Annotated in this window: 16 protein-coding genes; 4 read left to right on the forward strand and 12 right to left on the reverse strand. The window is 59.8% G+C overall.

Annotated features, from left to right (window positions below; genetic code table 11):
* The first annotated feature begins 85 nt into the window (after positions 1-85).
* A complete protein-coding gene (locus tag POF45_RS15495; protein WP_259497660.1) occupies positions 86-1,426 on the forward strand; it encodes a hemolysin family protein in 1,341 nt (446 codons plus the stop codon).
* 195 nt (positions 1,427-1,621) lie between these two features.
* On the opposite strand, the gene POF45_RS15500 is transcribed toward POF45_RS15495, so the two are convergent.
* The 8 genes from POF45_RS15500 to POF45_RS15535 form a co-directional block, all read right to left on the reverse strand.
* The gene (locus POF45_RS15500) at positions 1,622-2,518 is read right to left on the reverse strand and encodes a peptidoglycan DD-metalloendopeptidase family protein (RefSeq protein ID WP_259497662.1); all 897 of its coding nucleotides are present in this window, start codon (positions 2,516-2,518) and stop codon (positions 1,622-1,624) included.
* A 205-nt stretch (positions 2,519-2,723) separates the two neighbouring features.
* Positions 2,724-3,674, reverse strand: coding sequence for a response regulator (locus POF45_RS15505; protein ID WP_259497664.1), 951 nt, complete (start codon positions 3,672-3,674; stop codon positions 2,724-2,726).
* Positions 3,675-3,841: 167 nt separating this feature from the next.
* Entirely contained in the window at positions 3,842-4,603 is a 762-nt protein-coding gene (phoU, locus tag POF45_RS15510; protein ID WP_259497666.1) for a phosphate signaling complex protein PhoU, read from the reverse strand.
* A gap of 71 nt (positions 4,604-4,674) precedes the next feature.
* Entirely contained in the window at positions 4,675-5,508 is an 834-nt protein-coding gene (gene pstB / locus POF45_RS15515) for a phosphate ABC transporter ATP-binding protein PstB (protein WP_259497668.1), read from the reverse strand.
* A 119-nt stretch (positions 5,509-5,627) separates the two neighbouring features.
* Positions 5,628-7,298: a phosphate ABC transporter permease PstA gene (gene pstA, locus POF45_RS15520; RefSeq protein WP_259497670.1), complete on the reverse strand. Its 1,671-nt coding sequence runs from the start codon at positions 7,296-7,298 to the stop codon at positions 5,628-5,630.
* A gap of 15 nt (positions 7,299-7,313) precedes the next feature.
* Positions 7,314-9,599, reverse strand: a complete 2,286-nt coding sequence (locus tag POF45_RS15525; protein WP_282316082.1) for an ABC transporter permease subunit — start codon at positions 9,597-9,599, stop codon at positions 7,314-7,316.
* 153 nt (positions 9,600-9,752) lie between these two features.
* Entirely contained in the window at positions 9,753-10,757 is a 1,005-nt protein-coding gene (locus tag POF45_RS15530; protein WP_259497674.1) for a phosphate ABC transporter substrate-binding protein PstS, read from the reverse strand.
* Between the two features lie 242 nt (positions 10,758-10,999).
* Positions 11,000-12,298: an MFS transporter gene (locus tag POF45_RS15535; RefSeq protein ID WP_259497675.1), complete on the reverse strand. Its 1,299-nt coding sequence runs from the start codon at positions 12,296-12,298 to the stop codon at positions 11,000-11,002.
* A 360-nt stretch (positions 12,299-12,658) separates the two neighbouring features.
* Here POF45_RS15535 and POF45_RS15540 point away from each other — a divergent pair, with 360 nt between their 5' ends.
* Both POF45_RS15540 and POF45_RS15545 read left to right on the forward strand, forming a co-directional pair.
* Complete coding sequence (locus POF45_RS15540) at positions 12,659-13,063, forward strand: acyl-CoA thioesterase (RefSeq protein WP_259497676.1); 405 nt, start codon at positions 12,659-12,661, stop codon at positions 13,061-13,063.
* Positions 13,064-13,123: 60 nt separating this feature from the next.
* Positions 13,124-14,023 carry a D-hexose-6-phosphate mutarotase gene (locus tag POF45_RS15545; protein ID WP_282316083.1) on the forward strand — a complete coding sequence of 300 codons (900 nt, stop codon included), beginning with the start codon at positions 13,124-13,126 and terminating at the stop codon, positions 14,021-14,023.
* A gap of 116 nt (positions 14,024-14,139) precedes the next feature.
* On the opposite strand, the gene POF45_RS15550 is transcribed toward POF45_RS15545, so the two are convergent.
* The 4 genes from POF45_RS15550 to purE form a co-directional block, all read right to left on the reverse strand.
* Positions 14,140-14,676, reverse strand: coding sequence for a DUF3299 domain-containing protein (locus POF45_RS15550; RefSeq protein ID WP_259497679.1), 537 nt, complete (start codon positions 14,674-14,676; stop codon positions 14,140-14,142).
* Between the two features lie 88 nt (positions 14,677-14,764).
* Positions 14,765-15,010 (reverse strand): GlsB/YeaQ/YmgE family stress response membrane protein, encoded by a 246-nt coding sequence (locus POF45_RS15555; RefSeq protein WP_259497681.1) that lies wholly within the window; start codon positions 15,008-15,010, stop codon positions 14,765-14,767.
* A gap of 106 nt (positions 15,011-15,116) precedes the next feature.
* Positions 15,117-16,199: a 5-(carboxyamino)imidazole ribonucleotide synthase gene (locus tag POF45_RS15560; protein WP_259497683.1), complete on the reverse strand. Its 1,083-nt coding sequence runs from the start codon at positions 16,197-16,199 to the stop codon at positions 15,117-15,119.
* Positions 16,200-16,210: 11 nt separating this feature from the next.
* Positions 16,211-16,702: a 5-(carboxyamino)imidazole ribonucleotide mutase gene (gene purE / locus POF45_RS15565; protein WP_019694319.1), complete on the reverse strand. Its 492-nt coding sequence runs from the start codon at positions 16,700-16,702 to the stop codon at positions 16,211-16,213.
* 443 nt (positions 16,703-17,145) lie between these two features.
* Between purE and POF45_RS15570 the strand changes: the two genes are divergently transcribed.
* A complete protein-coding gene (locus POF45_RS15570) occupies positions 17,146-17,742 on the forward strand; it encodes a zinc metalloprotease (protein ID WP_282316084.1) in 597 nt (198 codons plus the stop codon).
* Positions 17,743-17,768 lie beyond the last annotated feature (26 nt).

The following is a 17,768-nucleotide window of genomic DNA, read 5'->3' on the forward strand; positions in this document are numbered from 1 at the left end:
GTCGCTACATTGGCTGACTTGCGCCTGCCTTTCAGGCGCACTTTTTTCTTTCCTCTTGAATACACGGAACCCGCAAAACTCCATCATGGACCCTTCCCCTGGCTTGACCCTCGCAACACTCTTCGCCGATTTCGGCATGATTCTTTTTGCTCTGATCCTGGTTTTGCTCAACGGATTTTTCGTTGCGGCCGAATTCGCCATGGTCAAACTGCGCTCGACCCGGGTCGAGGCCATCGCTGAAAAGAACGGCTGGCGCGGGCACATCCTGCGCACTGTGCACAGTCAGCTCGATGCCTACCTCTCGGCGTGCCAGCTGGGTATTACCCTGGCTTCACTCGGTCTTGGCTGGGTCGGTGAGCCTGCGTTCGCACACATCCTCGAGCCGATGCTCGGCGCCGTGGGCGTGCAGTCGCCGGAAGTGATCAAAGGCGTGTCGTTCTTCGCCGCGTTCTTCGTGATTTCGTACCTGCACATCGTGGTCGGCGAACTGGCCCCCAAATCGTGGGCCATCCGCAAACCCGAGCTGCTGTCGCTCTGGACGGCAGTGCCGCTGTACCTGTTCTACTGGGCGATGTACCCGGCCATCTACCTGCTCAATGCCAGTGCCAACGCGATTCTGCGCATTGCCGGCCAGGGCGAACCCGGCCCGCATCACGAGCACCATTACAGCCGTGAAGAACTGAAACTGATCCTGCACTCCAGCCGTGGCCAGGACCCGAGCGACCAGGGCATGCGTGTTTTGGCCTCGGCGGTGGAAATGGGCGAGCTGGAAGTGGTGGACTGGGCCAACTCCCGGGAAGACCTGGTGACGCTGGAGTTCAACGCGCCGCTCAAGGAAATCCTGGCGATGTTCCGGCGCCACAAGTTCAGCCGTTATCCGGTGTACGACAGCGACCGCAAAGAGTTCGTCGGCCTGCTGCACATCAAGGACCTGCTACTGGAGCTGGCGGCGCTGGATCACATTCCCGAGTCGTTCAACCTGGCAGAGCTGACCCGCCCGCTGGAGCGTGTGTCGCGGCACATGCCGCTGTCGCAGTTGCTGGAGCAGTTCCGCAAGGGCGGCTCGCACTTCGCGGTGGTCGAGGAAGCCGACGGCAACATCATCGGCTACCTGACCATGGAAGACGTGCTGGAAGTGCTGGTAGGCGATATTCAGGACGAACACCGCAAAGCCGAGCGCGGGATTCTTGCGTATCAGCCGGGCAAATTGCTGGTGCGCGGCGATACGCCGCTGTTCAAGGTTGAACGCCTGCTGGGCATCGATCTGGACCACATCGAAGCCGAAACCCTTGCCGGGCTGGTCTACGAAACCCTGAAACGGGTGCCGGCAGAAGAAGAAGTGCTGGAAGTCGAAGGCTTGCGCATCATCATCAAGAAGATGAAAGGGCCGAAGATCATTCTGGCCAAGGTGTTGATGCTGGATTGATTGCAACACCGTTGGCGGGCGGGCTCTTGTGGCGAGGGAGCTTGCTCCCGCTGGGCTGCGAAGCGGCCCCAAACCCCGCAGCCGCATAGATCCTGACACACCGCATTCATAGGCTTTGGGACGGCTTCGCCATCCAACGGGGGCAAGCCCCCTCGCCACAGCAAGCCCCCTCGCCACAATTTATCTACCTCGCGCTCACTGCTTGCCCAACGCAAAGTTGGGCAACATGCCCATCGGTTGATTGAACTGATACGGAATCGACACCAACCCCAACCCGGTATTGCGCTGCACCACGAAGTGCAGGTGCGGCCCGCTGCTGTTGCCGGTATTGCCCGACAACGCCAGCGCACTGCCCACCACCACCCGCTGCCCTTCATGCACGCTCACCGAGCCTTGCTTGAGGTGCAAGTACACGCCCATGGTCCCGTCATCGTGCAGTATCCGCACGAAATTCCCTGACGGATCGGTGCCGCGCCCGGTCTGCTCATTTTCGGTTTTCACCACGATGCCCCCACGCGCCGCGATGATCGGCGTGCCTTCGGGCATGGCGATGTCCATGGCGTAGCGGCTTCTCGCGCCGAAGTGGCTGTACTGGCCGTTGGCGCCCTGGGTCAGGCGGAACGGACCACCTCGCCATGGAAAGGGATAACGATAGCCCTGCGCAGCCCCTGCAGGGTCGCCCAGCGAGTATTGGAACTGCGGGGTATACACCAGCGGCTTGCCGCCAGTAATCGCCGTCAGCAGCGCCAGCCGCGAGTTGCTGCGCGCCGGCAGGACACGGCGAATCGGCTGGTTCGGTGCGCCGTTGACGTTCTGCAGGCCGGCGAAGCTCAGTTCGACCTCCACCGGGGCATACAGGTCGTTGCGCACAAAGACCACGTCCACGCCCTTCTGCTTCTTGATGTCGAGGTACACCTGACGTTCCAGGTGTTCTTCCATGCGATCGCGGAAAACGAAGACCTGAGCGTCCTTGGTGGGACGGTCGCTGTAGGAAACCACGCCACTGGCGTCGGTGGATTTGTAGATGGTCATGGCCACAGCCGAGGTGGAGGCCATGAAAAGACCACAGAGAAACAGCAAGCGCGCGAGCATGGGCAGGATTCTGTCGAAAAGGCCTGGAAAGCAGCCTAGCAGCTGGAATGGACCAGGGTAGTCGACAGATGTTTCAAAATGGGGCGGTCTGGGACAGAGGTGCTGAGTTTGATGGCCCCTTCGCGAGCAAGCCCGCACATTTGGAATGCATTCCAATGTGGGAGCGAGCCTGCTCGCGAAGGCGGACTAACAGGCGCTGCTGTGCTTAAGCACCCGGCACAAAGTGCTTCTGCGCGGTACCACGAGCAATCAGGCGCGAGATGTAGTCGAGCTTCTGCGCGTCCTGATCGACGAAGCGGAAGGTCAGTTGCAGCCAGTCGCTGTCGGGCTTCGCCTCGTGGGCAACAATGGCGTGCAGGTAACCGTTCAGGCGCGCGGTTTCAGCGTTGTCGCCCTGCTCCATGTCGAGCACTGCGCTTTCCAGCACTTGCGGCAGGATGTCGGTGCGTTTCACCACCAGCAGCGCTTCCTTGAGGCTCAAGGCCTTGATCACGCATTGCTGGGTGCCGCTGGACAGGCGCAATTGCCCCTGGCCACGACCACCAGCAGGTGCTGCCGAAGCAGCTGGCGCCTTGACCGGCGGACTGTTGAGCAGACCGCGAGTCGGTGCGGCAGCCGGAGCTGGCGCCGCCGCAACAGGTTTGGCAAACGGGTTGACAGGTGCCGCGGATGGCGCCGCCACGGCCGCCTTGCCACCGGTCAATGCGCTTAGGGAATCGTTGCCGAATGCCGAGTTCATCTTGGTCGGCGCGCTGTTCATCAAGGTGTCGAGTTTGCCGACCTTGTTCAGCGCCTGCTTGACCTTGGTCAGCAGCTGCTCGTTGGTGAACGGCTTGCTGACATAACCGGAAACGCCGGCCTGAATTGCCTGAACCACGTTTTCCTTGTCGCCACGGCTGGTCACCATCACGAACGGCATGGTCTTGAGGTTGTCCTGCTCGCGGCACCAGGTCAGCAGTTCCAGGCCGGACATTTCCGGCATTTCCCAGTCGCACAGCACCAGGTCGAACGCTTCGCGCGCCAGAATCGCCTGGGCCTTCTTGCCATTGACCGCATCTTCAATCCGGATACCCGGGAAGTAGTTGCGCAGGCACTTCTTCACCAGGTCACGAATGAACGACGCGTCGTCCACGACCAACACACTGACCTTACTCATCCCACACCCCTTTAAAAAATCCCGGCAAGCATACCGCTTTGCTGATGGCACATTGCCAAAAACCTTCAGTCACGCCGGGACTTTTCGTTCGCGGGTGCTGCTCTTCAACTCAGAAGCCGCAAACGAAAACGCCCGGCCAAAAGACCGGGCGCTTTACTTGGGCAATCTTACTTATCGTCAGCTTCGCCCGGAACATTAGCGGTTTCGCCGCTTGTGCCTTCAACTTCTGCCTTCATGCGCTTGAGGCCCATGTGACGCACGTCTGTGCCGCGCACCAGATAAATCACCAGTTCCGAGATATTACGTGCGTGGTCGCCGATCCGTTCCAGGGAACGCAGCACCCAGATAATGCTCAAGACCCGTGAGATAGAGCGCGGATCTTCCATCATGTAGGTGGCCAGCTCGCGCAGCGCTGTCTTGTATTCACGGTCGATGATCTTGTCGTACTGCGCCACCGACAGCGCCAGGTCGGCGTCGAAACGGGCAAAGGCATCCAGTGCATCGCGCACCATGTTGCGCACCTGGTCGCCGATGTGGCGAACCTCGACGTAACCACGCGGCGCTTCGCCTTCTTCGCACAACTGGATGGCGCGACGGGCGATCTTGGTCGCTTCGTCGCCGATACGCTCCAGGTCGATCACTGACTTGGAGATGCTGATGATCAAACGCAGGTCGGACGCTGCCGGCTGACGACGGGCCAGAATGCGCAGGCATTCTTCGTCGATGTTGCGTTCCATCTGGTTGATCTGGTCGTCGATCTCGCGCACCTGCTGGGCCAGGCCCGAGTCGGCCTCGATCAGCGCGGTCACCGCGTCGTTGACTTGCTTCTCGACCAGCCCGCCCATGGCCAGGAGATGGCTGCGCACTTCCTCAAGCTCGGCGTTGAACTGCGCGGAGATGTGATGGGTAAGGCCTTCTTTGCTAATCATGTTGGCGTCCTTGGAGCGTCCGGTAAAGTGCGGTCGACCGCAGCATCTGTTCAGTGATAACCACGGTTTTCCTAGCCGTAGCGACCGGTGATGTAGTCTTCGGTCTGCTTCTTCGCCGGATTGGTGAACAGGGTGTCGGTGTCGCCGAATTCCACCAGTTTGCCCATGTACATGAACGCCGTGTAGTCGGAAACCCGCGCGGCCTGTTGCATGTTGTGGGTCACGATGACGATGGTGAACTTGGATTTCAGTTCGTAGATCAGCTCTTCGACTTTCAGCGTGGAGATCGGGTCGAGTGCCGAGCACGGTTCGTCGAGCAACAGCACTTCCGGTTCTACGGCGATGGTGCGGGCAATCACCAGACGTTGCTGCTGACCACCAGACAAGCCGAGTGCCGATTCATGCAGGCGGTCTTTGACCTCATCCCACAGCGCCGCGCCTTTCAACGCCCACTCAACGGCTTCGTCGAGGATGCGTTTCTTGTTGATGCCCTGGATGCGCAGGCCGTACACCACGTTTTCGTAGATGGTTTTCGGAAACGGGTTCGGCTTCTGGAACACCATGCCGACGCGACGACGCAGCTCGGCCACGTCTTCGCCCTTGCGGTAGATGTTGTTGCCGTAGAGATTGATCTCGCCTTCGACGCGGCAACCGTCTACCAGGTCGTTCATGCGGTTGAAGGTGCGCAGCAGCGTGGATTTACCGCAGCCGGACGGGCCGATGAAGGCAGTCACGCGCTGTTTCGGGATGTTCATGCTGACGTCGAACAGCGCTTGTTTGTCGCCGTAGAACAGGCTCAGGCCCGGCACTTCGATGGCCACGGTTTCCTGTTCGAGGTTCAGGCTCTGTTTGTCGCGACCCAGGGCGGACATGTTGATGCCGTGGGTATGTGTTTCGTGCTGCATGGGAGGCTCCCTGTGCTAACAAATTCGGTTCAGTGAGCCACTGGCTTCATAGCCAGCGGCTTGTCCAAAATCTCTGTCTGGCGCCAGCTCCCACAAGGGGCCGCGCCGACCTGGATAACTTAACTATCCAAAGCTTTGTATTTCTCGCGCAGGTGGTTTCGAATCCACACGGCCGACAGGTTCAATGTCGCGATCACCAGTACCAGCAGCAGCGCCGTGGCGTACACCAGCGGCCGTGCGGCTTCGACGTTCGGGCTCTGGAAGCCGACGTCATAAATATGGAAGCCCAGGTGCATGATTTTCTGGTCCAGGTGCAGGTACGGGTAGTTACCATCCACCGGCAGCGACGGCGCCAGTTTCACCACACCCACCAGCATCAGCGGGGCCACTTCACCGGCGGCGCGGGCCACGGCGAGGATCATGCCCGTCATCATCGCCGGACTGGCCATCGGCAGCACGATCTTCCACAGCGTTTCCGCTTTGGTCGCGCCGAGGGCCAACGAGCCTTCGCGCACGGTGCGGGGAATCCGCGCCAGGCCTTCTTCAGTGGCCACGATCACCACCGGCACGGCCAGCAATGCCAGGGTCAGCGAGGCCCAGAGCAGACCCGGCGTACCGAACGTCGGCGCCGGCAAGGCTTCTGGGAAGAACAGCCGATCCACAGAGCCGCCCAGTACGTACACAAAGAAGCCCAGACCGAACACGCCGTAAACAATGGCCGGAACACCCGCCAGGTTGTTCACCGCGATGCGGATAATCCGGGTCAGCGTGTTCTGCTTGGCATATTCACGCAGATAGACCGCCGCCAGCACACCGAACGGCGTGACGATCATCGCCATGATCAGGGTCATCATCACGGTGCCGAAAATCGCCGGGAAGATCCCGCCTTCGGTGTTCGCTTCACGCGGATCGTCGCTGAGGAATTCCCAGACCTTGCTGAAGTAGAAACCGATCTTGGTCAGGTAACCCATGGCATTCGGCTGGTAGGCGTGAACCACTTTGCCGATGCCGATTTCGATTTCTTTGCCGTTGGCATCGCGGGCCGTCAGGCTGTCACGGTTGAACTGGGCATGCAGATCGTCGAGGCGTGCTTCGATGTCCTGATAACGGGCATTGAGCTCGGCGCGCTCAGCGTCCATGTCCGCTTGCGCGGTGGCATCGAGCTTGCCGGCCAGTTCCAGTTTGCGACCGTGCAGACGGATGCGCTCAAGACCGGCGTTGATCGCGCCAATGTCAGTTTTCTCCAGGCTCTTGAGCTGTGCCGCGAGCTTGTTGACCCGATCGACACGGGCCTGCAACTCCGGCCACGCGGCCTGCCCTTCAGCGATAACCTTGCCGTCCTGTTTGACGTTGACCAGGTAGCCGTAGAAGTTGCCCCACTCGCGGCGCTCAATGGTCATCAGCTCTGGCGGCGTGCTCTGGTTGGTCAGCCACTCGCCAACGATCCAGGTGAAGTCGTTGCCGTTCAAATCGCGGTTGCCGACCTTGATCAGCTCGCGCGTCATGAACTCAGGGCCGACATCGGGCACCGGCAGGCCAGCGCTTTTCAAACGCTCGCGAGGCACTTCTTCTTTCTGTACCACTTCACCAATGACCAGGTGATTGGCCTGGCCCGGCACGTCATAGTTGGCGTGGATCAGGTCCGCCGGCCAGAAATGGCCCAGGCCGCGCACGGCAATCACAGCCAGTAAACCAATGGTCATGATGACCGCGATGGACACCGCGCCACCGCTGATCCAGACGCCTGGGGCGCCGCTCTTGAACCATCCATTCAGGGAGTTCTGTTTCACAGACTTCTACCTTTCTTAAAGCGACGAGTATTTCTTGCGCAGACGCTGACGAATCAGTTCTGCCAGGGTGTTCATGATGAAGGTGAACAACAGCAGCACCAGCGCCGAGAGGAACAGCACGCGGTAGTGGCTGCCGCCGACTTCCGATTCGGGCATTTCCACCGCGACGTTGGCGGCCAGGGTGCGCAGGCCTTCGAACAGGTTCATTTCCATGACCGGCGTGTTGCCGGTGGCCATCAGCACGATCATGGTTTCACCGACCGCACGGCCCATGCCGATCATCAGCGCCGAGAAGATCCCCGGGCTGGCGGTGAGGATCACCACACGGGTCATGGTCTGCCACGGCGTGGCACCGAGGGCCAGCGAACCCAAAGTCAGGCCACGCGGCACGCTGAACACGGCGTCTTCGGCAATGGAGTAGATGTTCGGGATCACCGCGAAACCCATGGCCAGGCCGACCACCAGTGCGTTGCGCTGGTCGTAGGTGATGCCCAGGTCGTGGGAGATCCACATGCGCATGTCGCCGCCGAAGAACCAGGTTTCCATGTACGGGCTCATGTACAGCGACAACCAGCCCACAAACAGAATCACCGGGATCAGGATCGCGCTTTCCCAGCCGTCCGGCACTTTCAGGCGGATGGACTCAGGCAGGCGGCTGAAGACGAAACCAGCCACCAGAATGCCGATCGGCAGCAGCATCAGCAGGCTGAAGATGCCCGGCAGATGCCCTTCTACATAAGGTGCGAGGAACAGGCCGGCGAAGAAACCGAGGATCACCGTCGGCATCGCTTCCATCAACTCGATCACCGGCTTGACCTTGCGGCGCATGCCCGGGGCCATGAAGTAGGCGGTGTAGATCGCAGCGGCAACGGCCAGTGGCGCAGCCAGCAGCATGGCGTAGAACGCAGCCTTGAGCGTACCGAAGGTCAGAGGCGCGAGGCTCATCTTGGGTTCGAAATCGGTGTTGGCGGCGGTCGATTGCCAGACGTATTTAGGTTCGTCGTAGTTCTCGTACCAGACCTTGCTCCACAACGCGCTCCACGACACTTCCGGGTGCGGGTTGTCCAGCAGCAGCGGCTGAAGCTTGCCGCCGGCTTCGACGATCACATGGTTGGCACGCGGCGACAGCCCGAAAACCCCCTGGCCATCAACCACCTGATCGACCAGCAAGGTGCGGTGGGCAGTGCTGTGGAACACGCCGAGCTTGCCGGACGCATCCAGGGCCACGAAGCCTTTGCGGCGCTCTTCGGCGGTGATCTCAATGATAGGCGTAGTGCCCATCTGGAAGTTGCGGATCTGCTTGAAGCGCAGCTCGCCATCCGGGTCGCGAGCCATGAACCACTGGGCCAGGCCGCCTTTGGAGTCACCGAAGATCAGCGAGATGCCGCCCACCAGTTGAGTACTGGCGGTGATTTGCGCGTCGCCGTCTTCAAGCAGCTTGTAGCGACCGTTGAGGCTCTTGTCGCGCAGGCTGAACACGTCGGCCTGGGCACGCCCGTTGACCACGTACAGCCACTGCTGGCGCGGGTCGACGAAGATGTTCTTCACCGGTTCGGTCATCTGCGGCAGGTCGATGCGCTTCTGCTCATTGGTGACTTCACCGGTCATCATGTTTTCTTCGCTGGTCAGCGACAGGACATGCAGCTGCGACCCGGTGGAACCGGCCAGCATCAGGGTGGTGTCGGTGGCGTTGAGGCTGACGTGCTCCAGCGCACCGCCCGCCTCGTTCAGCGCAATCGGCGCGTCGCCGTACGGGTATTCGATGGCCGGCGAAATGGTCTTCTTGCCGTCCGGGTAGCTGACTTTATAGGTGTGACGGAACACCAGCGCCTGACCATTGGACAGGCCGACCGCGACCAGCGGATGGCCGGGCTGGTCTTCGCCGATGGAGGTTACGGTGGTGCCGGCCGGCAGCGGCAGGTCGACGCGCTTGAGTTCTGCGCCACTGTCGACATCAAAGAACAGCGCCTGGCCCTTGTCGGAAACGCGCATGGCGACCTGGTTCTGTTCTTCCAGGGCGATCATCAACGGCTTGCCGGCGTCTTGCATCCAGGCCGGGGTGATCGCGTCCTTGGCAGTCAGGCTGGCACCCTGGAACAGCGGCGCGACCACGTAGGCCAGGAAGAAGAAGATCAAGGTAATGGCGCCAAGCACGGCGAGGCCGCCAACGAAGACGTACCAGCGGGTCAGGCGATCTTTGAGTGCGCGAATACGGCGCTTGCGTTGCAGCTCAGGCGTATTGAAATCAATGCGCTTGGGAGGGGAAGTCGTAGTCATTGGGGAATTGGCCAGATCATTCATGCGCACACCCTAGCGGTCCTGTATGACAGAAAGATGACAATGCAGTGACGCAACAAATCCGCCGCCAGCGGGTACTGGCAGCGGATCGAAAATTGGGGGGTGTAGGAGCAAGCTCCTACACAGATCCGGGGTTAGCGCCCCGGACCTAAGGTGTTACTTCTTTGCGACTTCAGCGCCGCCTTCTTGCAGACCCAGGTCAGCCAGTGCTTTTGCAGCGACTTTGGCTGGCAGTGGGATGTAGCCGTCTTTCACAACAACTTCCTGGCCCTGTTTGGACAGCACCAGCTTCACGAACTCGGCTTCCAGCGGGGCCAGAGGCTTGTTCGGGGCTTTGTTGACGTAGACGTAGAGGAAACGCGACAGCGGGTATTTGCCGTTCAGGGCGTTTTCTTCGCTGTCTTCGATGAAGTCAGTGCTGCCTTTCTTGGCCAGGGCCACGGTCTTCACGCTGGCGGTCTTGTAGCCGATGCCCGAGTAACCGATGCCGTTCAGCGAAGAGCTGATCGACTGCACGACCGAAGCCGAGCCTGGTTGTTCGTTGACGTTTGGCTTGTAGTCGCCTTTGCACAGGGCTTCTTCCTTGAAGTAGCCGTAAGTGCCGGAAACCGAGTTGCGACCGAACAGCTGAACCGGCTTGTTGGCCAGGTCACCGGTCACGCCCAGGTCGCCCCAGGTTTTGACGTCGGCTTTGGCGCCGCACAGACGAGTCGACGAGAAGATCGCGTCAACCTGTTCCATGGTCAGGTGCTGGATCGGGTTGTCCTTGTGCACGAACACCGCCAGGGCGTCCACGGCAACCGGGATAGCGGTTGGCTTGTAGCCGTATTTCTGCTCGAAGGCCGCCAGTTCGGTGTCCTTCATCTTGCGGCTCATCGGGCCCAGGTTGGAGGTGCCTTCAGTCAGCGCAGGTGGCGCGGTGGCGGAGCCAGCGGCCTGAATCTGGATGTTTACGTTCGGGTATTCTTTCTTGTAGTTCTCAGCCCACAGGGTCATGAGGTTGGCCAGGGTGTCGGAACCGACGCTGGACAAGTTGCCCGATACACCAGTGGTCTTGGCGTAGGCCGGAATTGCCGGGTCAACACCAGCGGCCACCGCGTGGGCAGTCGCAACGCCAGCAGCGACAAAAGTCATTGCCGCCATCAAACGCTTCAGTTTCATGCCTTACTCCTAGCAGATAGGGTGTTTAAGTCGGGGCCAAGTATCAGCAGGCCGTGTGAACACTCTATGGCTGAAATATGACAATTGGATGAAAGGCCAGCATGTGGCGTATTGCAGGATGATTCGTGTTGCCTTCATCGCGAGCAAGCTCGCTCCCACATGGGTTCTGTGTTCGCCGCAGATTCCCTGTGGGGGCGAGCTTGCTCGCGATGAGGCCAGTGCAGTCGATGCAAGAAGCTGCCTCAGCGCCCCTTCTTCCAAAGATAAGCACCCACCACAATCCCGACCCCACAAATGATCGCCACATAGTAGGCAGGCCCCATCGGGCTTTCCTTGAGCAGCAGCGTCACGATCATCGGCGTCAAACCACCGAAGATTGCGTAAGCCAGGTTGTAGGAGAACGACAACCCGCTGAAACGCACCACCGCTGGAAACGCTTTGACCATCACGTACGGCACCGCGCCGATGGTGCCGACCAGCAGGCCAGTCACGGCGTACATCGGGAACAGCCAGTCCGGGTGATTGAACAGGCTGTGATAGAAGGTCCACGAACTCAGCAACAGCAATGCACTGCCGAACACGAACACCCGGCCCGCACCAAAGCGATCCGCCAGTGCGCCGGAGCCGACGCAGCCTAGACTCAGGAACACAATCGCCAGGCTGTTGGCCTGCAACGCGATGGTCGGCGTGAAGTGATACACGGTTTGCAACACGGTCGGGGTCATCAGGATGACGACGATGATGCCGGCGGACAGCAGCCAGGTCAGCAGCATCGAAATCAGGATCGCCCCGCGATGGTCACGCAGCACCGCGCGCAGCGGTACTTCTTCGGCCAACGCCTTGCGCAGTTGCAGTTCGGCAAACACTGGGGTTTCGTGCAGCCAGCGGCGCAGGTATACCGAGAACAGACCGAACACGCCGCCCAGCAGAAACGGGATCCGCCAGGCGTAATCCGCCACTTCCACCGGGGTATAAATGCTGTTGATCGCGGTCGCGACCAGCGAGCCCAGCAGGATACCCGCGGTCAAGCCGCTGGTCAGGGTGCCGCAGGCGTAGCCGATGTGACGCTGCGGCACATGTTCAGATACGAATACCCAGGCGCCGGGCACTTCACCGCCAATCGCCGCCCCCTGGATCACCCGCATCAGCAGCAACAGGATCGGCGCCCACATGCCGATCTGCGCGTAGGTCGGCAGCAGGCCCATGATCAGGGTCGGCACCGCCATCATGAAGATGCTCAGGGTGAACATCTTCTTGCGTCCCAGCAGGTCGCCGAAGTGCGCCATGACGATGCCGCCCAACGGCCGCGCGAGGTAGCCGGCGGCGAAGATGCCGAACGTTTGCATCAGCCGCAGCCACTCGGGCATGTCGGCCGGGAAAAACAGCTTGCCGACCACCGTGGCAAAGAACACGAAGATGATGAAGTCGTAAAACTCCAGCGCGCCCCCCAAGGCGGACAGCGACAGCGTCTTGTAATCATTGCGGGTCAAGGGACGTGCGGGCTGGGATGGCTGCGCAATGCTCGAGGGCGCTGTGGTCATGGCAAGGCTTCTCTTATAGTCGGATCTGCAACCTCAACAACGCTGGCGGAGGCTTGGGCAGGTCCGGCACGATAGCAAATTGTTCGAAAAAGCACATAGAGTCGCGTTTTTGAGGGTTGAAATGAGAACCGGACGGTCGTCTCGGAGTCTACCGACCGATATACTCGCGAACTTGCAACAGCTTGAAAGGGGTTGCTGTGCGAAAACGCCTGTCGGGCTGTAGGCGATTTCGCAGAGTTTCCCTTTAGGCGCCTTACGAAAAACGTGACGAACGTAGTATGTTCGGGGCTGAATCGTTTTTCCAAGACGGCTATCACCCGCTACATATACGAAGAGTCACGGGTCAGAGGCACCCCCGGCATGATAGAGCTCGAACAAGAAGATCCAATCCCGCAAGGCGACCTTGCCCTGCAAATTACCGCACTTCCACGCGAAACCAACGGCTTCGGCGATATTTTCGGCGGCTGGCTGGTGGCACAGATGGATTTGGCCGGCACCGCGATGGCCAGCAAAGTGGCCGGCGGTCGAGTGGCTACCGTTGCAATCGACCGCATGGCGTTCCTCGTGCCGGTGGCGGTGGGCGCTCAGCTTTCCTTCTATACCCAGGCCCTGGAAATTGGCCGCAGCTCGATCCAGATGATGGTCGAAGTGTGGAGTGACGACCCGCTGTCCAGCGAGTGGCGCAAAGTGACTGAAGCGGTGTTCGTGTTTGTTGCCATCGACGGCAGCGGCCGCACTCGTTCAGTGCCACGGCGGGCCTGCTAACCCCGATGGAAGCCGGAATGCTCCATCACACAGACATTGATTCCGAGCGAGATGTGCGCCATGCAGACACCCAACGTTGAAGCCGTGAAACTGGATGAACTGAACTGCTGGCGCATTCGCCACGGTCAGGCCGAATTGCTGGTGGCCCAGCAGGGCGCGCACATCCTCAGTTATCAACTGGCCGGGCAACCGCCACTGATCTGGCTCAACGACGAGGCCGTGTTCAAGGCCGGCAAGAGCATTCGCGCCGGTGTGCCTGTGTGCTGGCCGTGGTTCGGCAACTTTGCGCGCAACCCGCAGAGCGTGCAGGCGATGCGCGTCAGCAACGAACCGGCACCCGCCCATGGTTTTGTACGGGCGATGGACTGGGAGCTGGGCAGCATTGAAGCCGAGGGTACAAGCCTGAAGGTCGAATTCAACCTGCCCTACCCCGAAGGCGGATTTGCGGGCTGGCCGCATCAGGTGGATTTGAAGCTGAGCATTCATCTGGATGAGCACCTGCATATCGCCCTGACCAGCCACAACCGGGGTAACGAAACCGTCAGCATCAGCCAGGCGCTGCACAGCTATTTCGCGGTCAGCGACGTGCGCAATGTGCATGTCGAAGGGCTGGACGGCTTGAGCTACATCGATACGCTGGAGGACTGGAGCACCCTCCCTCAGGCCGGCGATCTGCGCTTCAGCGGCGAGACTGACCGGATCTACCTCAATCCACCGCAGAAGCTGAGCATCGTCGATCCGACATGGAAGCGGCGCATCGAACTGACCAGCAGCGGTTCGCGCTCGGCAGTGATCTGGAACCCGTGGATTGATCGTGCGGCGGCGTTCAGTGACATGGCCGATGATGGCTGGCAACGGATGCTGTGCATCGAGACGGCGAATGTGATGGAAGATGTGGTGAATCTGGCGCCTGATGCCAGCCATACCCTCGGCGTCAGCATTGGCAGTACACCTTTATAAGCAACACCGAAAACCAATGTGGGAGCGAGCCTGCTCGCGAATGCGGTAGGTCAGTCAACAATGATTGCGACTGACGCTCCCTCTTCGCGAGCAGGCTCGCTCCCACATGTGATCACCTACAAATCTGATTCCTTCACTACCCGTACCTTCGCCGCATCCAACGCATACGCCGCATCAGCCAGGTCATTGTTGACCTTCTCCACTTTCAGCGTACCGGTCACCCACAGCGGCGTGTAGATGTCGTCCAGCTTCAGCCCTTTCGGATAACGCACCAGCACCAACTGGTTAGGCGGCGGTGGCGGTACGTGGATACAGGCGCCCGGGTACGGGACAAGGAAGAACAACGTGCTGCGACCCTTGGCATCGGTTTCCAGCGGCACCGGGTAACCACCGATGCGGATGTCCTTGTCGTTCATCGACGGCACGGTTTTGGTCGAGTACATCACCGCCGGCAGGCCCTTGCTCTGCTTCAAGCCACCCTTTTCAGTAAAGGTGCCAGTGGCCTCAGGAGAGTTGTGGTCGATTTCGGGCATGGCCTCGAGGGCTTTCTGGTCCGACTTGGGCATCAGTTCCAGCCAGTCGGTTTCCGGCAGTTCGCCGGCATGGGCCAAACCACTGCCCAGGAAAAGGAGAGTCAACACAAGACGTCGCATGAAAGTGCTCGGCAAAGGAAAGGACGGTGCAATGGCGAGCATTCTAGCCCTCTACACGCGTTTGGCGCAGAGGGCTTTGTCGTATGAATCAGCTCTTTTTGATCAGGCCGTAGATCACCAGCAGCACGATCGCACCGACCAGCGCGCCGATGAACCCGGCGCCTTGCCCGGCCTGGTAAATGCCCAGCGCCTGGCCTCCGTAGGTAGCTGCCAGCGAACCGCCGATACCCAACAGAATGGTCATGATCCAGCCCATGCTGTCATCACCCGGTTTCAGGAACCGCGCCAGCAGGCCAACAATCAAGCCGATAAAGATGGTTCCGATAATTCCCATGGCGTTTTCCTCTGATTTGAATAGTCATGCCAAAGCCTAGTCAGACTTTGGGATCCCGCCATCAGAGAACGAAGGTGCCTTAAGGTTCCGCAACTACTCAATGAAACTATTCGGCGATCAGTGCTTCAACCTTGAGAATCTGCTGCTCAAGGGTGGCCTTGTCAGCGCAGCGCAGGTTGGCGTGACCGACCTTGCGCCCGGCCTTGAATGCCTTGCCATAGTGATGCAGATGGCAGTCGGCAATCGCGATCACTTTCTCAATCGGCGGGACAACGCCGATGAAGTTGAGCATCGCGCTCTCGCCGACCTTGGCCGTCGAACCCAGCGGCAGACCGGCCACGGCCCGCAGGTGATTTTCGAACTGGCTGCACTCGGCGCCTTCGGTGGTCCAGTGCCCGGAGTTGTGTACACGCGGGGCGATTTCGTTGGCCTTGAGGCCACCGTCGACTTCGAAGAACTCGAACGCCATTACGCCGACGTATTCCAGCTGCTTGAGCACGCGGCTGGAGTAGTCTTCGGCCAGCGCCTGCAGCGGGTGATCGGTGCTGGCAACGGACAGCTTGAGGATGCCGTTGTCGTGGGTGTTGTGAACCAGCGGGTAAAACTTCGTTTCACCATCACGAGCGCGCACGGCGATCAGCGAGACTTCGCCGGTGAACGGCACAAAGCCTTCCAGCAGACAGGCAACGCTGCCCAGCTCGGCGAAGGTGCCGACTACATCCTCAGGTTTGCGCAGGACTTTCTGGCCCTTGCCGTCGTAACCCAGGGTACGGGTTTTCAACACGGCAGGAAGACCGATGGAGGCCACGGCGGCGTCCAGGTCAGCTTGCGACTGGATGTCGGCGAACGCGGGGGTTGGAATTCCCAAGTCCTTGAACATGCTCTTCTCGAACCAGCGATCGCGAGCGATACGCAACGCTTCGGCACTCGGGTAGACCGGGACGAATTGCGAAAGAAACGCCACGGTTTCCGCCGGGACGCTTTCGAATTCGAAGGTCACCAGATCGACTTCATCGGCCAGCTGACGCAGGTGATCCTGATCGCCGTAATCGGCCCGCAGGTGTTCGCCCAATGCGGCCGCGCAAGCGTCCGGCGCCGGGTCCAGGAAAGCGAAGTTCATGCCCAGCGGAGTACCCGCCAGGGCCAACATGCGACCTAACTGGCCGCCACCGATTACACCGATCTTCATCGTCAACAACCTCAGGCGATGCGTGGGTCTGGATTGTCCAGGACGCTGTCTGTCTGCTCAGCACGGAAAGTTTTCAGCACCGCATGGAACTGCGGGTGCTTGGCGCCCAGGATACTCGCCGACAGCAACGCGGCGTTGATCGCACCGGCTTTGCCGATGGCCAGGGTGGCAACCGGAATGCCCGCTGGCATCTGCACGATGGAGAGCAGTGAGTCGACGCCCGAGAGCATCGACGACTGCACCGGCACGCCCAGCACTGGCAGGTGGGTCTTGGCCGCACACATGCCTGGCAAGTGGGCCGCGCCGCCAGCACCGGCGATAATCACCTCGATGCCACGCGCCTCAGCCTCTTCGGCGTACTGGAAGAGCAGGTCCGGGGTGCGGTGGGCGGAGACCACTTTCACCTCGTAGGGAATGCCGAGCTTTTCCAGCATATCGGCGGTGTGGCTAAGGGTGGACCAATCGGACTTGGAGCCCATGATCACGCCAACCAGTGCACTCATCGTCGTGCCTCTTCTCTCTGGGCGCCCGCAGGCGCGTCAAAAAACAACAAGCCACGCGGGAAATCCGGCGTGGCTTGTTGTACGAATTAAGGCCGGGCGAACCGGCCGAAGGCCGCGCAGTATACCGTAATAAGGCAGATAAACAGCCCCCGCTGCGACCATCTGTCATTTGTCGCAATCTGCCGGTTTTATTGACCCGCAGGTCAGCCAGCATACTCGATTCAGCGAGAGCTTTTCAGCGACCGTAATTGACGATACCGCAACTTCTGGAAACCCGGAAAGTTATGCCCGAGCGAGACTATTCTGCAAAACGCAACAGAAAGAAATAGACATTCACTCGCCAACTCTCAACTGGATAGTTAGTTTCATTTGCGCCGCACTCACCACGACAGACTGGCAATAAATGGCGGCATAACCAAACACTTACCAGCAAGGATTCAAGGATGAGTTCAATTACCCAAGGCATGCCAAAAAATGCCATCAATGTTATTGCCGTCGTTCATGACGACGTGCCGGGATCGGCAAGAAAAACCATTTACGCGGATCACTTTCATCCCCTTGTAAGTGAACTGAAAAGTTTCACCGGGCGACAAGTCCATGTGGTTTTCGCCGGCGGCAAGCCCTACAGCAACTTCGACTACAAAGGCGATGAAGTACTCAAGACCCTACAGGACTGGGAACCACTGGGTCACCGGCTTCTCAGTGAAATGAAGAAAGAAGGGCTGGAGACCAATAATCTGACCAAAGTCATTTTACTCACCAACGATATGTTGAGTGACAGGGCGGCCGGTGCCGCGCTTCTCTGGCCACCGACGGGCACCGGGACAGTTGCAATATCATCCCTTGGTAGCTATTTGTTCGTCGGGCATGAAATCGGCCACTTGCTGGGCGCCAGGCACGAGGACTATGAAGTTCAATACAACGGCTGGTGGTCCGAGACGTATATGGCGCCAAAAAGAGATTTACTCCGAACCATTGCTTATACCTTCAGCCCGGCCAACCGGAAAAACATCATGAACTATCTGGCCGACAAGGATTGATCTTTCAGCCGCGCATCCAGACAAGC

The organism is Pseudomonas fungipugnans, from assembly GCF_029955235.1.
In the GTDB taxonomy this organism is placed as follows: Bacteria; Pseudomonadota; Gammaproteobacteria; order Pseudomonadales; family Pseudomonadaceae; genus Aquipseudomonas; species Aquipseudomonas fungipugnans.

Coding starts and splice junctions, on each gene's coding strand:
- POF45_RS15495 (WP_259497660.1), top strand. CDS start 86: ATGGACCCTTCCCCTGGCTTGACCCTCGCAACACTCTTCGCCGATTTC.
- POF45_RS15500 (WP_259497662.1), bottom strand. CDS start 2,518: ATGCTCGCGCGCTTGCTGTTTCTCTGTGGTCTTTTCATGGCCTCCACC.
- POF45_RS15505 (WP_259497664.1), bottom strand. CDS start 3,674: ATGAGTAAGGTCAGTGTGTTGGTCGTGGACGACGCGTCGTTCATTCGT.
- phoU (WP_259497666.1), bottom strand. CDS start 4,603: ATGATTAGCAAAGAAGGCCTTACCCATCACATCTCCGCGCAGTTCAAC.
- pstB (WP_259497668.1), bottom strand. CDS start 5,508: ATGCAGCACGAAACACATACCCACGGCATCAACATGTCCGCCCTGGGT.
- POF45_RS15525 (WP_282316082.1), bottom strand. CDS start 9,599: ATGAATGATCTGGCCAATTCCCCAATGACTACGACTTCCCCTCCCAAG.
- POF45_RS15530 (WP_259497674.1), bottom strand. CDS start 10,757: ATGAAACTGAAGCGTTTGATGGCGGCAATGACTTTTGTCGCTGCTGGC.
- POF45_RS15535 (WP_259497675.1), bottom strand. CDS start 12,298: ATGACCACAGCGCCCTCGAGCATTGCGCAGCCATCCCAGCCCGCACGT.
- POF45_RS15540 (WP_259497676.1), top strand. CDS start 12,659: ATGATAGAGCTCGAACAAGAAGATCCAATCCCGCAAGGCGACCTTGCC.
- POF45_RS15545 (WP_282316083.1), top strand. CDS start 13,124: ATGCAGACACCCAACGTTGAAGCCGTGAAACTGGATGAACTGAACTGC.
- POF45_RS15550 (WP_259497679.1), bottom strand. CDS start 14,676: ATGCGACGTCTTGTGTTGACTCTCCTTTTCCTGGGCAGTGGTTTGGCC.
- POF45_RS15555 (WP_259497681.1), bottom strand. CDS start 15,010: ATGGGAATTATCGGAACCATCTTTATCGGCTTGATTGTTGGCCTGCTG.
- POF45_RS15560 (WP_259497683.1), bottom strand. CDS start 16,199: ATGAAGATCGGTGTAATCGGTGGCGGCCAGTTAGGTCGCATGTTGGCC.
- purE (WP_019694319.1), bottom strand. CDS start 16,702: ATGAGTGCACTGGTTGGCGTGATCATGGGCTCCAAGTCCGATTGGTCC.
- POF45_RS15570 (WP_282316084.1), top strand. CDS start 17,146: ATGAGTTCAATTACCCAAGGCATGCCAAAAAATGCCATCAATGTTATT.